At 74.0% G+C, this 14,822-nt stretch carries 7 protein-coding genes; 1 reads left to right on the forward strand and 6 read right to left on the reverse strand.

Annotated elements, in window-relative coordinates; genetic code table 11:
* Positions 1-176: 176 nt before the first annotated feature.
* Positions 177-1,016, reverse strand: a complete 840-nt coding sequence (locus tag ACGFH8_RS18250) for an ABC transporter permease (protein WP_393368268.1) — start codon at positions 1,014-1,016, stop codon at positions 177-179.
* Entirely contained in the window at positions 1,013-2,041 is a 1,029-nt protein-coding gene (locus ACGFH8_RS18255; protein WP_393368270.1) for an ATP-binding cassette domain-containing protein, read from the reverse strand. Before ACGFH8_RS18255 ends, ACGFH8_RS18250 begins: the two co-directional genes overlap by 4 nt.
* A 108-nt stretch (positions 2,042-2,149) precedes the next feature.
* Between ACGFH8_RS18255 and ACGFH8_RS18260 the strand changes: the two genes are divergently transcribed.
* Positions 2,150-2,797, forward strand: coding sequence for a TetR/AcrR family transcriptional regulator (locus ACGFH8_RS18260; protein WP_393368272.1), 648 nt, complete (start codon positions 2,150-2,152; stop codon positions 2,795-2,797).
* 57 nt (positions 2,798-2,854) lie between these two features.
* Here the strand turns inward: ACGFH8_RS18260 and ACGFH8_RS18265 are convergent, their stop codons facing one another.
* From ACGFH8_RS18265 to ACGFH8_RS18280, 4 genes are all read right to left on the reverse strand, one after another.
* Positions 2,855-3,532, reverse strand: coding sequence for a response regulator transcription factor (locus ACGFH8_RS18265; RefSeq protein ID WP_393368273.1), 678 nt, complete (start codon positions 3,530-3,532; stop codon positions 2,855-2,857).
* A gap of 205 nt (positions 3,533-3,737) precedes the next feature.
* Positions 3,738-4,118, reverse strand: a complete 381-nt coding sequence (locus ACGFH8_RS18270; protein WP_393368274.1) for a hypothetical protein — start codon at positions 4,116-4,118, stop codon at positions 3,738-3,740.
* Between the two features lie 62 nt (positions 4,119-4,180).
* Complete coding sequence (locus ACGFH8_RS18275) at positions 4,181-4,411, reverse strand: MbtH family protein (RefSeq protein ID WP_393368276.1); 231 nt, start codon at positions 4,409-4,411, stop codon at positions 4,181-4,183.
* Between the two features lie 2 nt (positions 4,412-4,413).
* Positions 4,414-14,745: an amino acid adenylation domain-containing protein gene (locus ACGFH8_RS18280; RefSeq protein ID WP_393368278.1), complete on the reverse strand. Its 10,332-nt coding sequence runs from the start codon at positions 14,743-14,745 to the stop codon at positions 4,414-4,416.
* Positions 14,746-14,822 lie beyond the last annotated feature (77 nt).

The raw sequence follows: 14,822 nt of genomic DNA on the forward strand, positions 1-14,822 counted from the left end.
CAGCTTTGAAATGCCCGGGCGGGGTGTCATCTCGGCTAGGACCGGGGTAGTCAGGTGGCTACGTCCACCGGCCTGGCACGCCGGTGACCCGCACAGACACCGGCCCGTGGCTGGTGGGAAGCCACGGGCCGGTGAGTCCTGCGCGCTGTCGAATCAGCGGCGGGAGGGGGAAGGGATCAGCGGCGGGAGCGGGAAACCCTCCCGCGCAGCGCGAGGTACGCGAGGGTGTGCGCCAGGATGCCCACTGCCACGATGGCGATGAACCCCTGCAGCAGCGGGGTCGCCGACCACCCCTCGGTGATCAGGGACCGCAGCGCGCCGTAGACGTAGGTCAGCGGGTTGACCCCGGCCACCGCGTCCATCCACCCGGTCATCTCCTCGCGGGGCACGATGGTCGTGGAGAGGAAGACGAACGGGAAGAACAGCAGGAAGGTCTGGGCGGTCACCGTCGGGTTGGCGGTGCGCAGCGCCACCGCGTAGAGGATGCCGACGTACGCCAGGGACCAGGCGAGCGCCACCCCGATGAACGCCAGCATGCCCAGCACGCCGGTGGTGAACTCGACGCCGACGATCGCACCCATGATCAGCACCGGCACGGTGAGCGCGGCCACGATGGCGAGATCGGCGACCATCATGCCGAGCAGCAGCGCCAGCCGGTTGACGGGGGAGAGCAGCAGCCGGTCGAAGTAGCCGTTCATGATGTCGGTGACGACCGACGGCGCGCGGGTCACCCCGGTCACCGCGATGACGATCGACACCGGGAGCTGGAAGGCCCGGAACTCGTCGATCCCGGCCTGACCGAAGATGCTCTCCAGCGAGCCGATGAAGATCGCGAAGAAGAACACCGGCACGAAGATCGGCGGAAACAGCGTCTCCGGTTCGCGGCGGGCCTGCCGCAGCGAACGGCCGGCGATGTGGATCACGTCGCGGACGAAGCCGGCGCGCCGGGCGAGGTTCGGCCTGGGCGTGGGCACCTGCGTCCGGGTGGCGGGCAGGGCGTCGGGCATGGTGGTCATCGGGGTGCCCCTCCTGCGGTGGCGAGCTCCGCGTCGGCCTGGTCGCCGGCCAACCGCTGACCGGTGACCGAGAGGAAGACGTCGTCGAGGGTGGGCCGGCGCAGCGTCAGGCTCTGCACCGGCACGCCGGCGTTGGCCAGCGCCACGGCGACCGGCGTGACGGCGGTCGGCCCGTCGCCCACCCGCGCGGTGATCTCGGGGCCGATGACGTCGACGCCCTCGACCTCCGGCAGTGCGCGCAGCGCCGTGGCGGCCGACTCGGCGTCGCCGTCGACCCGGGCCACCACCATGTCGGCGCCGATGCGCCGCTTGAGCGCGTCCGGGGTGTCCTCGGCGACCAGCCGGCCGTCGGAGATGATGCCGACCCGCTCGGCGAGCTCGTCGGCCTCCTCCAGGTACTGGGTGGTGAGGAAGACGGTGGTGCCGCTCTCGGAGTTGAGTCGGCGTACCTCGTCCCAGAGGGCGAACCGGCTGACCGGGTCGAGGCCGGTGGTCGGCTCGTCCAGGAAAAGCACGCTGGGGTTGTGGATCAGGGCCAGCGCGAGGTCGAGGCGACGCCGCATGCCGCCGGAGTACGAGCCGGCCGGGCGCCCGATGGCATCGCCGAGCTCGATCAGGTCCTGCAACTCGCTGATCCGGCGGTCGATGTCCGAGCTGCGCAGGCCGTACAGCCGGCCCTGCAACTCCAGGTGCTCGAGGCCGGTCTGCCGGTCGTCGATGGCGGTCGCCTGGAGGGCGGCGCCGATCGACAGGTGCACGCCGACCGGGTCGGTCGCGACGTCGTGCCCGGCCACCGTGGCGGAACCGCCGGACGGGGTGAGTAGCGCGCAGAGCATGCGGACGGTGGTGGACTTACCGGCTCCGTTGGGGCCCAGGAACCCGTAGATCTCACCTGTTGGCACGCACAGGTCGACGCCGTCGACCGCCCAGTGCGCGCCGAATCGCCTGCGCAGGCCGGTCGCGATGATTGCGGGAGCAACTAGTCCTCCACCTGGTGGAGGTGAGACAGCCGTTCTTGGGTCCATACTGGTCTCCTCGGGCCGATATACTCAGGAGTCTCCGAGACAGTGCGTCTGGTGTCAATACATTGTGTCTCGGTAGTGCGCCGAGTCGGGACGGTTTTGGAGGCAGCTGTGGCGGAGGACTGGCGTGACACCATCGAGACCCACAAGGCTCGATACCGCGAACGGATCATCGACGCGGCGATCGAACTGGTGGCCGAGGAGGGCGTCGCCAAGGCGTCGATGGCCGCGTTGGCCCAGCGGGCCGGGATCGGCCGAGCGACGGTCTACAAGTACTTCCCCGACGTCGAGCACGCGTTGCTCGCCCACGTCGAGCGGGAGGTCGACGACTGCCAGTCGGCCCTGCTGGCGGTCCGCGCACGCGAGGAGGACCCGGTCGAGCGCCTGCGCGGCTGCATCGAGGCGCTGCTCGGCTACTTCGCGAGCCAGCGACACCGGTTGAGCTGGGTGACGCTGGAGCAGGCGGATCTCTCGTCGGCGGCGGTCTCCCGCCTCCGTACGTTGATGACCAATCTGCCGCAGGCCTTCGTCGAGACGATCTCGGCCGGCATCGACACCGGCGGCCTGCGCGGCGATCTGCGGCCGGACGTGCACGGGCTGCTCATCTTCAAGATGGTGGTCAGCCTGCACGACTACCTCGTCTCCGGCGCGCTGACCCAGCAGGACGCGGCGCAGACGGTGTGGCAGTTGATCAGCGAGGGCGTGCTTCCCCGGGAGGCCGGCCACCTCACCCCGGTGGCCAGCGCCTCGTCGGTCTGAGCGCGAGCGGGGCCGGCCCCGGGTACACCGGGCTCCGGCCCCGCCGCTTGCGACGCCTCAGACCTCTTCGAGCAGGCCCTGCTTGATGGCGACCGCGGCGGCGAGGGTGCGGTTGGAGCAGTTCAGCTTGGCCAGGATGTTGGCCACCAGCCGCTTGACGCCGTGTTGCGAGATCAGCATCCGGCGGGCGATCTGCTTGTTGCTCAGGCCCTCGGCGAGCAGGATCAGCGTCTCGCGCTCCCGTGGCGTCAGCTTGGTGCAGTCGGCGCGGACCTGCGGCGCGGTGCCGCGAGCGCGCTCCAGCAGCCGGTTGGCCAGCATCGCCGGCATCGGGATCTCCCCGCTGTCGATCCGGCTCAGCGCCTGTGCCAGCACGTCCTCGGTGACGTCGTCCTGGATCAGGAAGCCGTTGCTCGGAAAGCGGGTGACCGCGTCGAGGCTCTCGCAGCGGCGCCCCAGCAGCAGCAGGATCTTCGCGCCCTGGCTGAACGCCGCGTCGGCGACCCGGTAGGGCCCCGTCGCCGCGAGGTCCTCGCAGGCCAGCACCAGGATGTCGTACGGCCGGCCACACGGTACGTGATCGGGATAGGCGGCGACGAAGGTGTTCACCTCGGTCACCGAGTCGAGTGAGCTGAGCATGTCGCTGAGGCCGCGACGCGCCAACTCGTTGTCGGCGAAGACGAGGACGCTGAATCCGCCTCGGCCTTCTGTGAACGGGTTCCCAAATCGTTCCACGTCGATCAACTCTCCCCCGGTTGGCCCCGTGACAAACGAAGTGTAGAGCCCGTGACAAAGTGTCGCGAGTGCCACGCGAGATCAAGATTGCAGAAACGAAAGTCTATGTCCCCTGATCACAGCATCAGCGCATGTCGGTCGCGGTCGGAGCCAACCGGCCACATTGCTCAACCGAAAGTGGGATGGGCCGAACGGTGATCGACCATTATCGACGGTTTCGTCGCCACTGATCGACGGCCAGCACCGCCACCAGCAACGGCACCACGACCCACAACTGCGCCGTCGTGTAGTGCCGGAGTTCGCCCGGAACGTCCACACCCCGGATCTCCGCCTCCAGCGCGCCGGGACGGATCAGCGTGAGCGCGTGCACCGACAGCGGTACGTAGTTGACGGCCAGACCGATCAGCCACCACCCCACCACCGTGCGCAGGCCGCCGCCGGAGGACACCGAGAGGACGCCGAGCGCGCCCGCACCGACGACGCCCAGCAGGAACTCCGCGAGGATGACCCACCGTCGCCACTGGACCCCGGCGGATCCCCACATGTCGATGGCGGCCAGGCGACGCACGTCCAGTCCGAGAACCATGCCCGGCATGCTGTCACGGGCCGGTCCCGGCCCGCCATCACTTCCCGAGGACACGGCGCTGCCTACTCCTGCAGCCGGACGTCCGGAGCGGTCAGGGCCCGGACCAGGCTGCGGGGACGCATGTCCGTCCAGTGCGTCTCGATGTGCCGCAGACACTCCGCCCGACCCGCGGGCCCCAGCGTCACGCTCCACCCGGCCGGCACGTCCGCGAACGCCGGCCACAGCGAATACTGGCCCTCCTCGTTGACCAGGGACAGGAAGGTGCCCTCGTCGTCCTCGAACGGGTTCGTCATCGTCAGCTCCTCACCAGGGGTTCGGCCCGTACGGCGGCGACCCGCCGCTCCGGATGGTCGACAAGCAGTTGCAGGGCCCGCACCATGGCTGCCACCAGCCGCTCCACCTCCGCGCGCGGCAGCAGATCGGGCCGGTGGGTGACCCGGAAGGCGATCCGCTCGTACGGCAGCACGGCCAGCCCGAAGGTGAAGTGCGGGGTGTCGTGGCCGGTGGCGCCGCTCATCCGCAGGCCGCCGTTGGCCTCGGTCAGCGCCTCCATGTCGAGCGGGAAGTTCTCGAAGACGACCGCGCTGTCGAACAGCTCGCCCACCCCGGCGGCGCGCTGGATCTCACCGAGACTGAGGTACTGGAAACCGCTCAGGTGGGACTGCTCGTCCTGGACCCGGGCCAGCAGCCCGGCGAGGTCCTCGTCGGCGCGCAGCCGGACCCGGACCGGGAGCGTGTTGATGAACAAGCCCACCATCTTCTCCACACCCGGCAGCTCGGGTGGCCGGCCCGCCACGGTCATGCCGAACACCACGTCGTCACGGCCCAGCGCGTCGGCGAGGGTGAGCGCCCAGGCCGTCTGGACGAAGGTGTTGACGGTGAGCCCACCGGCCCGCGCCTGCGCGCGCAGGGCCGTGCTGAGCGGCTCCGACAACTCCGAGATCACGTGCTCCGGAAGCACCGCCTCCTTCTCCGGCGCCGGCTCGGCCAGGATGGTCGGCCCGGGCAGGTCGTCGAGGACGTCCCGCCAGGCGATGCGAGCCGCCGTCCGGTCCTGGCGGGCGATCCAGGCCAGGTAGTCGCGGTACGGGGGCGGCGGCGCCAGCGCCGTCCCGCGTACCTCCGCGTGGTAGAGCGCCAGCAGGTCGGTGATGAGCAGCGGCGTCGACCAGCCGTCCAGGAGGATGTGGTGCGCGCCGATCACCAGGGCGTGCCGCTCGGCGGCCAGCCGGACCAGCAGCAGCCGCACCATCGGCGGCTGCGTGGGCTGGAAGCGGGCCGCCCGGTACGCGTCGACCAGATCCGCCAGCCGGCTCTCCTGCTCCGCCGGGGCGAACTGGCTCAGGTCGATCTCCCGCCACGGCATCCGGGTCGTCTCGCCGATCACCTGCACCGGCACCGGCAGCCCCTCGTGCAGGAACGCGGCACCGAGGTGCGGATGCCGGCGCAGCAACCCGTCGCCGGCCCGGCGCAGCGCCGCCCCGTCCAGCGGGCCGTCCAGGTGCAGGGTGAACTGCACGACGTAGACGCCGCGGGCCTCGTCGGCGGAGACCGCGTGGAAGAGCAGGCCCTCCTGCAACGGCGCGAGCGGCAGCACCTCGCTGGGGCTGGGGACCTCGGCGGTGATCGCGTCCACCTCGTGCTGGGTGAGGCGCAGGAGAGGGAAGTCGCTCGGGGTGCGTCCGCCGACGCTGACCCCGGCCAGCGCGGCCAGGCCGCCCAACGCCTGTCGCCACGCCCGTGCCAGCTCCTCGACCTCGGCCGCGTCGACGACCTGGCTCCCGTACATCAGACTCGCCGACAGCGACGGACCCTGCGGGCCGTCCACCGACCAGGCGGTGACCTCCAGGACGTGGTCGAGCGCGGTACGCGGATCCGCGCCGCCGTCCAACCCGCCCGACTCCGGAGCCGGACTCCAGGCGTCCGATCCGGCGCTCGGGTCGTCGGCGCCGCCGGCGAACCGGCCCAGGTAGTTGAAGCCGACCTCCGGGCGCCCGGCCGCCGCCAGCAGCGGCCGGGTGTGCGGGTTGAGGAAGCGCAGCAGGCCGTATCCGATGCCGTGGTCCGGCATCGACCGCAGCTGCTCCTTGACCCGCTTGAGCGCCGACTCCAGGGCCGGCCCACCGGACACCACCTGCTGCCAGTCGACCGCGCCGGGGTCCAGGCGGACCGGGAACATGCTGGTGAACCAGCCGGCGGTGCGGGTCAGGTCGAGCCCGTCGACGAGCGGTTCGCGGCCGTGCAGCTCGCTGTCGATCACCAGCGCCGAGCCGCCGTCGGCCCGGCCCCGGTCCCGGCGTCGGTGGGCCGTCGCGAGGGCCAGCGCGGTGGCCAGCACCACGTCCGGCGTGCAGTGGAACAGCGCGGGCAGCCGGACCAGCAGCGCGGCGCTCTCCTCCGGTGGCAGCTCGACCGGCACGACGGCGGCGCTCGCGATGACGTCCACCGCCGGGTCGAGCGGCCGGCTGCCCAGCGACGGCTCACGACCGGCCAGCTGGGCCAGCCAGTGGTCCACCTCGTTCTCCCGGTCGGGGCGCTGCGCCTCCTCGGCGAGCAGCCCCGCCCACCGGCGCAGGGACGTGCCGACCGGCGCGAGCGCCGCGCCTGCCGAGGTCCCGTCGCGCACGGCCCGCCAGGCGGCCTCCAGGTCGGCGCCGAGCACCCGCCAGGTGACGCCGTCGACGACGAAGTGGTGGGCGAGCAGGAACAGCCGGCCCGTCCGTTCGCCGCCGGCGTCGGCGTGCACCACCCGGAACATCCGCCCGTTGGCGGGCACCAACGCCCGGCGCGCGTCCTCCCGCGCCGCGTCGAGGAGCGCGTACGCCTCGGTGTCGTCGAGGTCGGCGACCCGGACCTGGTCGACGACGGTGCTGGCGTCCACCGACCCGACCGGCAGGATCTCGCACCCGCCGGCCGCGTCGACCCGCATCCGCAGCGCGTCGTGGTGGTCGAGCAGGGCCTGCACGGCCACCACCAGATCCGCGTGGGCGAGGCCGCCCGGCACGGCCAGGGTGATCGACTGACTGAAGCCCTCCACCGGCCCCGGCCGCTCGTGGCACCACCGCATGATCGGTGTGAGCGGCATCGCGCCGATCGCCTCCTCACGGGTCTCGACGGCCGGCGCCGTCACCGCCTGGGCGACCGCCGCGATGGCCGCGACCGACTTGTGCGCGAAGACCTGCCGCGGCGTCAGCGCCAGACCCGCCCGGCGGGCCCGGCTGGCCAGTTGCAGCGCGGAGATGCTGTCCCCGCCCAGGTCGAAGAAGCGGTCCTCGACGCCCACCTCGTCCAGTCGCAGCACCTCGGTGAAGAGCCTGGCGACGACCCGTTCGGCGTCGGTGCGCGGCGCGCCGCCCCGCCCGCCGACCACCGGCCCCGGCGCGGGCAGCAACGCCCGGTCCAGCTTGCCGTTCGCGGTCAGCGGGAACCGCCGCACCACGACGACGGCCGCCGGCAGCATGTGGTCGGGCAGACGCGTCGCGGCCCACTCGCGGACCGCCACGCCGTCGGCCTCGGCGCCGGTGACGTAGGCGACCAGCCGGCGTACCCCGGGGTGGTCCTCGCGGGCGACGACGACGGCCTCCGCCACCGCCGGATGCTCGCGCAGGGCGGCCTCCACGTCCCCCGGCTCGATCCGGAAACCACGCACCTTCACCTGGTCGTCGGCGCGGCCCAGGAAGTGCAGCACCCCGTCGGCGTCCCACCGGGCCAGGTCGCCGGTGCGGTAGAGCCGGCCGCCGGGCGGGCCGAACGGGTCGGCCGGGAACCGCGACGCGGTCAACGCCGCGTCGTCGAGGTAACCGTGCGCCAACCCGGCGCCGGCCAGGTACAGCTCGCCCGGCACGTCCGGGCCCACCGGCCGCAGCGCCGGATCCAGGACGTACGCCCGGGTGTTGTCCATCGGCCGGCCGATGGGCAGCGGGCCGTCGACCGGATCACCGGGGCGCACCGGCCAGGTGGTGGCGAACGTGGTGTTCTCGGTCGGGCCGTACCCGTCGACCACGGTGATGCCCGGCACGGCCGCCCGTACCCGGGCCACCGCGTCGGTCGGCACCACCTCGCCGCCGGTCCACACCTCCGCCACCCCGGCCAGCGCCTCCGGCGCCTCCCCGGCGACCAGCCGGAAGAGGCTGGCGGTCAGCCACAGCGCGGTCACCCGGTGCCGGGCGACGAGCTGACCGATGGTCGCCACGTCCAGGTCGCCGGGTGGCGCGACGACCACGGTGCCGCCGCGCAGCAGCGGCACCCACAGCTCGTAGGTGGCGGCGTCGAAGGTCACCGGCGAGTGCAGCAGGACGCGCCGGTGGGCGGCGGCGTCGAAGCGCCGGTCCAGCGCCAGGGCGACGATGGCGCCGCCGGACACCACCACGCCCCGGGGCACGCCCGTCGTGCCGGAGGTGTACATGACGTACGCCGGCCGGCCGGCCGCCGCCGGGACGCGGGGTGTGGTGATGCCGCCCGGTCCGTCGGGACGCAGCCGGGGGCCGGGGAAGTCGGGCAGCGCCGCGTCGTCGGCCGTGACGAGGCAGGTGGGGCGGGCGTCGGCCAGGATGGCCGCCAGTCGCGCGGATGGGTAGTCGACGTCGACAGGCAGGTACGCCGCGCCGGCCCGGAGGGTGGCGAGCAGGCTCACCACGAGCGCGGCGCCCCGGGGCAGGGCGACCGCCACCCGGTCGCCCGCCGCGACGCCCGCCGCGACCAGCGCGGCGGCCAGCCGGTCGGCGCGGGAATCCAGCTCGCGGTAGGTGAGCGTGGTGTCCCCGTCGAGCACCGCAACCGCGTCCGGGCTGGTGGCGGCGACTCCCGCCACCAGCTCGTCCGGCCCGAGCGCGGGCAGCGGCGCCGCCGTGTCGTTCCACCCGGCCAGCGCGTCACCCCCGCTCGGATCGGCCAGCCGGAGCCGACCGACAGGTGTGTCCACGTCCGACACCAACGCCTCGAACACGCGGCGCAGCGCGGTCAGCAGGCGTCCGACGCGTTCGTCGTCGACCACGTCCGGGCGGTGGTCCAGCCGGAGCTGGACCCGCCCGCCCCGGGCGTACACCCGCAACGTCACCGGGTAGTGGCTGCCGTCGTGACTGGCCAGGCCGACCACCCGCAGGTCGCTGCCGTCGGGCTGGAAGCTGCCGGTGTCCATCGGATAGTTCTCGAACGCGAACACGCTGTCGAAGAGGGTGGTGTGCCCGACCGCCCGGTGGATGGCGCGCAGGCCCAGGTGCTGGTGCGGCATGAGGGCCGTCTGCTCGACGCGCAGCCGGGTCACCACCTCGCGCAGCGACGATCCGGCGGCGCAGCGGACCCGTACCGGCACCACGTTCATCGACAGGCCCACCATGGCCTCGATGTCGTCCAGCTCCGGTGGGCGTACCGACACGGTGGCGCCGAACGCCACGTCCGCGCTGCCGGTGGTCGCGGCCAGCGCCAACCCCCAGGCCGCCTGCACGACCATGTTGAGGGTGACCCCGCAGCGACGGGCCGCGTGCGCCAGTCCGTCGGAGAGCGCGTCCGGCAGGTCGACGGCGACCTCACTGGCCGGCACCGGGTCCCGCCCGTCGCTGCCGGGCGCGAGCAGGGTCGGCGTCTCGAACCCGGTGTACGCCGCACGCCAGGCCGTCGCCGCGGCGTCGGTGTCCCGGCTCACCAGCCACGTCACGTACTCCCGGTACGGCGTCAGCGGCGGCAGGTCCCGCGCGGCGTCGCCGCCCGCGTAGAAGCTGAGCAGGTCCCGGATCAGCAGGGGCGTCGACCAGCCGTCGGCGACGATGTGGTGGCAGAGCAGGGAGATCCGGTGCCGCTCCTCGGTGAGCCGGTGCACCGAGATCCGGACCAGTGGTGGCCGGGCCAGGTCGAAGCGCCGGGCACGGTCGGCGGCGAGCAGACGCTGCGACTCGTCCTCCCGGGCGGCCGGATCGAGGCCACGCAGGTCCGTCTCGTCCACCGGTGGGTGGCCGCCCCGCGGGATCACCTGCACCGGCCGGGTCAGCCCGTCGTGCAGGAAACCGGCCCGCAGGTTGGGATGCCGGCGCAGCAGGTCGTCGGCGGCGCGACCGAGCCGGGCCACGGCGAGCGGGCCCTCGACGTCGAGGATCAACTGCACCGAGTAGACGTCCAGGGCGTTCTCGTCGAACCGGGCGTGGAAGAGCATCCCCTCCTGAAGGGGCGCGACGGGCAGCAGGTCGACCGGGTCCGGCACCGCCGCGACCACCACGTCCAACTCCTCCGGGGTGAGCGGCGCCAGGCTCAGGTCCAGGTCCGGGTGCGTGGTGTCGCCGGAGCCGGGCAGGGCGGTGTGCGCGGCGAGCCCCACCAGCGCCTCCGCCCACCGGTTGGCCAGCTCGGCGATCTCCTCCTCGCCGAACAACTCGCCGGCGAACATCAGCGAGGCGGTGAGCTGCGTGCCGGTCGGGCCCTCCTGCGCGACCATGCCGATCTCCAGCTCGTGCGGCAGCGGGGAGTCCGGGTCGGCCCCGCCGCCCAGACCGTCGAACTCCTTCGCCGCGCCCCACCCGGTGCCGGCGCCCTCACCGCCCACCGCCGCGAACCGGCCGAGGTAGTTGAAGCCGATCTGCGGGCGGCCGGCCTCCGCGAGCACCGTCGACGTGTGCGGGTTGAGGTAGCGCAGCAGACCGAAACCGACGCCCTTGTCCGGCAGCGACCGGGTGAGCTGCCGGACGCGACGGATGGCGACGCCGACGGCCGGTCCACCGCAGCGGACCTCGTCCCAGTCCGGGGCGCCCGGGTCGAGGCGTACCGGGTAGATGCTCGTGAACCAGCCCACCGTGCGGGACAGGTCGACGCCGGGCACGACGGGCTCCCGGCCGTGACCCTCGATGTCCAGCAGCACGTCCGAGGCGTCGCCCCGGCCGCGACTCCGCCGCCACGCCGCGACGGCCAGCGCCAGGCCGGTCATCAGCACCTCGTCCGGTCCGCAGTGGAACAGCGCCGGCGCCCGGGTGAGCAGCAGCTCGGTCTGTTCCGCGGGCAGCCGCATGGCGAACATCCGGCTGGTCCGGGTCACGTCGCGGGTGGCGACGAGCCGGTCGGTGCCGAGCGTGGGGTCCTCGCCCGCGAGCTGGTCGAGCCAGACGTCGACCTCGTCCTCCCGCTCGGGGCGGCGGGCCTCCTCGGTGAGCAACTGCGCCCAGCGCCGGTACGACGTGCCGACCGGCGGCAGGTCCGCCGACGTCCCGGCCCGCGCCGCGCTCCAGGCGGCCACCAGGTCGGGCACCAGCACCCGCCAGGCGACCCCGTCGACGACCAGGTGATGCGCGACCACCAGCAGCCGTCCGGGGTGCCGCGGACCGGCGTCCAGCCACACCAGCCGCAGCATCACTCCGTCGGTGGGAGCGAGTTCCCGGCGGGCCGTCTCGGCCTCGCGCCCCACCGCCTCCGCCAGCCCGCGCTCGTCCAGGCCCTCGACGTCCACCCGGCGTACGCAGGACGCGGCGTCGACCGCCCCGCGCGGCCGGACGTCAAGCGTCCAGCGGGCGACCCGGGTGCCGCCGCCCCGGCGGGTCAGGGTCAGCCGCAGCGTGTCGTGGTGGTCCAGCACGGTACGCAGGGCGGACACCAGCCGGTCGTGACCGAGGTCGGCCGGCACCTGGAGCCCGACCGACTGGCTGAACCCGTCGCCGGGACCGCCCCGCTGGCGGAACCACTCCATGATCGGTGTCAGCGGCACCCGTCCCACGCCGTCGTCGGCGACCTCCGCCGGACCGTCGTCGACCCGGCCGCAGATCGCCGCGAGAGCCTCGACGGTGGGGTGCTCGAAGACGTCCTGGGGGGTGAAGGAGAGCCCGGCGCGGCGGGCGCGGCTGACGAGTTGGATGGCGATGATGCTGTCGCCGCCGATGTCGAAGAGGCTGGCCCGGTGGTCGACCGACGGCAGGCCGAGCACGTCGGCGAAGACGCCGGCCAGCACGGTCGCGGCGCTGGCCGTCGGGTTGGCGGCGGCGGCGAAGTCGGGCGCGGGCAGGGCGGCCCGGTCCAGCTTGCCGTTGGGGGTGGTGGGCAGCCGGTCCAGGACGACGACCGCGCTGGGCACCATGTGGTCGGGCATCCGGGCGGCGGCCCACGCCCGTACCGTCGCGCCGTCGACCGACCCGGTGACGTACGCGACGAGCTTGCGATCGCCGGGGCGGTCCTCCCGGGCGACCACGGCGGCGGCGGTCACCGACGGGTGTCCGGTCAGCGTGGCCTCCACGTCGCCGGGCTCGATCCGGAAGCCACGAACCTTCACCTGGTGGTCGGTGCGCCCCAGGTAGTGCAGGACGCCGTCGGAGTCCCAGCGGGCCAGGTCGCCGGTGCGGTAGAGCCGGGTGCCGGGCGGGCCGAACGGGTCGGCCGGGAAGCGTTCGGCGGTCAGCGCGGGATTGCCCAGGTAACCGTCGGCGATCCCGTGACCGGCCAGGTACAGCTCCCCGGCGGTGCCGGGCGGAACCGGCTGCATCGCGCCGTCGAGGACGTACGCGCGGGTGTTGGGCAGGGGCCGCCCGATCGGCGGAGGGCCGTCGACCGGGCCACGGCCGTACCAGGCGGTGGCGTAGACGGTCGCCTCGGTCGGGCCGTAGACGTTGCCGAGGCGGGCGTCCGGGAATCGCTCGCGGACCGCGCGGGCCACCTGCACGGGCAGCGCCTCGCCGGCGAGCAGCAGCGTGTCCGGGGACAGGTCCAGTCCACCGTGCGCGACCAGGTGCCCCAGCACCGACGGCACGGTGCTGACCAGGCTGACCTGCCACCGCGCGGACGGCTCGGCGATCAGGGCCAGCGGATCGGCGACGAGTTCCACGGTGTGCCCGGCCAGCAGCGGCACCACCACCTCGAAGACGGAGACGTCGAAGCTGAGCGAGGTGGACGCGAGCACCCGGCGCAGCGCCCGGTCGCCGATGTCCCTGCGGGCCCAGGCGAGCAGGTTGGCGACCGACCGGTGGGCGACCACCACGCCCTTGGGCCGGCCGGTGGAGCCGGAGGTGTAGATGACGTACGCGGGGTGCGCCGGCAGCAGCGCAACGGGCCGGTCGGCGTCGCCGGGCCGCCGGGCCGGACGCCCGTCCACGTCGGCGCGTACCGCCGGGTCGTCCAACCGGACGGCTCGGTGGTCGGGGTGCCGGGCGGCCAGGTCGCCGCTCGTCACCAGCAGCGCCGGCCGGGCGTCGGCGAGCATGCCGGCGACCCGGGCCGCCGGGTACGCCGGGTCGACCGGCAGGTACGCCGCGCCGGTCTTGGTGATCGCGAGCAGCGCGACCACGGTGTCCGCCGTGCGGGGCAGCGCCAGCGCGACGAGGCGGCCCGGCCCCGCGCCCGCGGCGAGCAGGTGGTGCGCCAGCCGGTTGGCCCGCTCGTCCAGATCCCGGTAGGTCAGCCGGGTCGCGCCGGCGACCACGGCGACGGCCTCGGGGTCGCGGTCGGCCGTGGCCTCGAAGAGCCCGGGGACGGTCGCCGGGACGACGGGGGTCGCCGTGTCGTTCCACTCGGCCACGGCGCGGCGGACCGGATCGCCGACCAGGTCGACACCGGCCACCGGCTGTCGGGGGTCGGCGGTCAACGCCCGGCGCAGGCCGGCCAGGTGGGCGGTCAGGTCGGCCGCGTCGAAGTGGGCGGCGTCGCCGTCGAGCAGCAGGCGCAGGCCGTGGTCGACCGGGTCCTCCACGACGCGGACGACAAGTTGCGCCGGCTGCCCGGTGCCGAGGTGCCGCACGGTCGCGGGGACCGGGCCGAAACGGGCCGGCGCCGCCGCGGGGACCGCCTCGATCAGCACGCCGTACGGCCCGACGTCGGTGACCGGTTGCCGAAGGTGGCGGCGGGCCCGGCGGGTCGCGTCGGCCACCCGGCGGACCACGGCGGCCACGGTGTGCTCGGGTCGCACCGGCACCCGCAGCGGCAGCACCCGGACGAGCGGGCCGGGGTCGCGCAGGTCGCCCCGTTCGGTGCGCCCGGCCACCCGTACTCCGGTCAGCACGTCGGTCCCGGCGCCACGCCGGTGCAGATAACAGGTGACGGTCGCGGCCAGCCAGATGGGCCACGCGACGCCGGCGGCGCGCGACGCGGCGCGTACCGTCGCCGTCTCGCCCGCGTCCAGCGGGGCCTCGGCCGTCACCCGGCCGACGCGGCGGTCGTCGAGGGCTGTCGACAGGCTGGCCGGCTGGGGCGCGTCCCGCAGCTCGCCGGCCCAGTGCCGCCGTGCCGCGTCGGCGCCCGGCGACTCCGGGCCCGGTGGGATCGTCGCGCGCAGCGGCTCCCCGGCGGCGCCGCCTCCCAGCAGTCCGGAGTAGATCTCGGCGGCCCGGGTGGTGACCAGCTCCACGCCGTGCCGGTCCAGGTGGCGGGCGGGGTAGCGCTGGTACCAGCCGCAGCGGCCCGCGCCCAGGTGCAGCAGCGCCTGAGCGGGCCCGCGGTCGGCGCCCCGGCCGCCGGTGGCGTCCGTGCCGTTACCGATCCAACCCTCGGCGGCGCGCTCCGGGTCGGGCTCGTCGCCCAGGTCGACAAGCTCCACGTCTTCGGGCGCGGGTAGCCCGGTGGCGGTCTGCAGTTCGTCCAGCGCGCGGCGAACCGCTGTGCCGAACAGCGCCGGGTCGAGTATGCCGTCCGGTGTGACGAGTGCGGCGACGGCGCCGGTGTGGTCGGCCACGGTCATCTCCCCCTAGAGGACGCGGGTGTGGGCGTAGTGGTGGAAGCCGGGGCCAGCCTTGCGCCCTCCGGTTGCTT

The organism is Micromonospora sp. NPDC049175 (assembly GCF_043197345.1).
GTDB lineage: Bacteria > Actinomycetota > Actinomycetes > Mycobacteriales > Micromonosporaceae > Micromonospora.